The following is a 2398-nucleotide window of genomic DNA, read 5'->3' as shown; positions in this document are numbered from 1 at the left end:
CCCTCGGACCGGTCGGCAGATCGGCCACCGAAGTCCGCTCCCGCCATTTGGCGACGGTCTTCTGGTTGATTCCGTAGCGTTTCGCCAGCGCCCTCAGGCTCTCTTGACTATGCTGTATCGCTCGACGGACCGCCTCTGTCGTCGTGGCGCTCCCATGAAGAACCTGGCCCATAGTGCATCCCCTGTTTCGGCCAACAAGGATGCCCCATCAAAGCCTGGGATCAAACATCTAGGCGCGCTTCCTCGACAGCGACATCAATGTCCACCCGAATCCCATGCGTTCCTTCATCCTTTCGACGCGATTGCCAAAAACAGCGCGGACGGGAGCATTCAGCTTCCAGGAGTTGACCAGCCGCATGATGCCTTTGCGTGCGATCGGCGACACCGTGAACAGGTGCAGCGGTTCGAATTCAGGCGCCAGGAGGTCAGCAAGTTCGTGCTGGTAGACCCAGCGGCGCAACTGGCCCGGGGCAGGCGGGGGAATTGCGTTGTATTTTTCGAGAACATGTCGGTTCTGTGTTGCCAGCATCAAATGTCCGCCAGGCCGCAGATGGCTGGAAAGCTTGCGGATGAAGGCCTGTTGATCGAAGACATGGGACAGGACCTCAAGGGTCACGATGACGTCGAACGTCGCTTTGCCAAAATCCAGGGCCATGAAATCGCCCGGTGTGAATGTCACATGCGGCCACCGCTTCGCTGCGCGGTTCAGCACATCGTCGGAAAGGTCAGTCGCCGTCACCTTGCCGTAGCGCGAAAGTGCGGGCGCGAACCAGCCGCTGCCGCAGCCGACGTCCAGTATGTCGAGGTTTTCTCGGCCGATATCGTCTATCCAGCCCAAGATGACTTCAGCTTGGCGGGCGCTGACTTCACTCATCTGGTGCTCGCGATTGTCGGCGTTCCATCCGTTCCAGAACGATGTCTGAAGCGCGATCGGCGCATCGCCCTCCGAAAAATTGTGCGGCGTTGGCATGGCTTTCCCCTCTCCTTCCCGTAGCTGGATTACAGGTTCGGCACTTGTCCCCACCCTAATATTCGAGCCAAACCAGCCTTCCTCGTCAACACAGCCATTCGGGTAGCGAGTAATACAACCTGGCAGTACCGCAATATTCGGTGAGTGCTCGACGGTACGCGGGAAGGCCGAATGAGCGCGGTGATCGTGACAAGGAGCGGGCGTTCACCGAACAGGAATTGCGGACCCTGCTCTATTCGGAGTGGCCGAAAGGCATGGAGCCTGAAGACCGGCAACAGATCGAAGATGTCCCTCGTATTTCGGCGCTGTCGGGGATGAGGCTTGCGGAGGTTATCATGCTGGGGTTCGAGGAAGTCCACGACGTATTTGACTTTCAGCAGGGCAAGACATGTCCGCTGCTCGCAAGGTTCCTGTTCGCCCGGACTTGGTCGAGAACGTTCGGCGACGTACCGAAAGCAAGGGACCGAATGCTGTTCCACGAAGGGGCCAGCCTACGCGACTCCGGCGACAGGCTAGGGAAGTGCTTCAACCGTTTTCGCAAGCACCTTGGCGTCGACGACATGCGGGCGGGCCAGCGCCGGTCGCTGGTGAACTTCCATTCGGCTACGCGTTGGTTCATCACTCAGGCGCGACACGCTGGCCACGCCGTCGAGACGGTCAAGGAGGTTGTTGGCCACGTACCGGGCAAGAAGGGCAGTGACGTCACGTTTGGCGCTTACACTGAGGGTGCGTCGGAAATCCAGTTGAGGGCTTGTGTCGAGGCGGTGAAATTGCCAGGGAGGGCCTAGGCACAATGGGCAAGGTCCATTGCTATGGCCTCAGGGCAGCCCCCAAGCCCGCCTGTGCTGCCGGTCGAGGTCGTTAGGATTTCGAGTAAGTCATCGGCCTCGTCGATCAGCAGCACTACTTCTGCTCTCGGCCTTCCTATAGCGCGGGAATGTGATTTGCATTGAGAACGGGCTTAAAAGTTGGGCGAGCCCGTCGGGCCGAAGGGGGTCAATTCTGGGAAGACCGTCTGCGTATACGGCGCTCCAATCCGCCCTTGAAGCTTAAGCTTAACCACCGGAATAAGGCCATTTGGCCGAAGCTCGTCGCCTACGGCGGTTGGTGCAGTAGCCAGCAAAGACCGTCAATGCCGACCGGTAAGCTGCTGATCATCGGCGGAAACAGCCACTACCCAGAAGACCGGCGGCTACTAGATGTTTGATCCCAGGCTTTGATGGGGCATCCTTGTTGGCCGAAACAGGGGATGCACTATGGGCCAGGTTCTTCATGGGAGCGCCACGACGACAGAGGCGGTCCGTCGAGCGATACAGCATAGTCAAGAGAGCCTGAGGGCGCTGGCGAAACGCTACGGAATCAACCAGAAGACCGTCGCCAAATGGCGGGAGCGGACTTCGGTGGCCGATCTGCCGACCGGTCCGAGGG

2 protein-coding genes and 2 pseudogenes are annotated in these 2398 nt (G+C 59.4%); 2 read left to right on the top strand and 2 right to left on the bottom strand.

Going from position 1 to position 2398, the window contains the following annotated elements; all coding sequences use genetic code 11:
- Nucleotides 1–172 (bottom strand): annotated as a pseudogene (locus AC1DUU_RS29590) (IS481 family transposase); the annotation flags it as partial.
- A gap of 57 nt (nt 173–229) precedes the next feature.
- Nucleotides 230–970: a class I SAM-dependent methyltransferase gene (locus AC1DUU_RS29585; protein WP_476786885.1), complete on the bottom strand. Its 741-nt coding sequence runs from the start codon at nt 968–970 to the stop codon at nt 230–232.
- Nucleotides 971–1110: 140 nt separating this feature from the next.
- Between AC1DUU_RS29585 and AC1DUU_RS29580 the strand changes: the two genes are divergently transcribed.
- Nucleotides 1111–1758, top strand: a complete 648-nt coding sequence (locus AC1DUU_RS29580; protein ID WP_476786884.1) for a site-specific integrase — start codon at nt 1111–1113, stop codon at nt 1756–1758.
- Nucleotides 1759–2226: 468 nt separating this feature from the next.
- Nucleotides 2227–2398 (top strand): annotated as a pseudogene (locus AC1DUU_RS29575) (IS481 family transposase); the annotation flags it as partial.

The sequence above is a fragment of the Aminobacter sp. P4_H6_2 genome, assembly GCF_056400805.1.
Note: the sequence above shows the minus strand (reverse complement) of the source record. Positions and strands in the feature narration are given on the sequence as shown.

Coding starts and splice junctions, on each gene's coding strand:
- AC1DUU_RS29585 (WP_476786885.1), bottom strand. CDS start 970: ATGCCAACGCCGCACAATTTTTCGGAGGGCGATGCGCCGATCGCGCTT.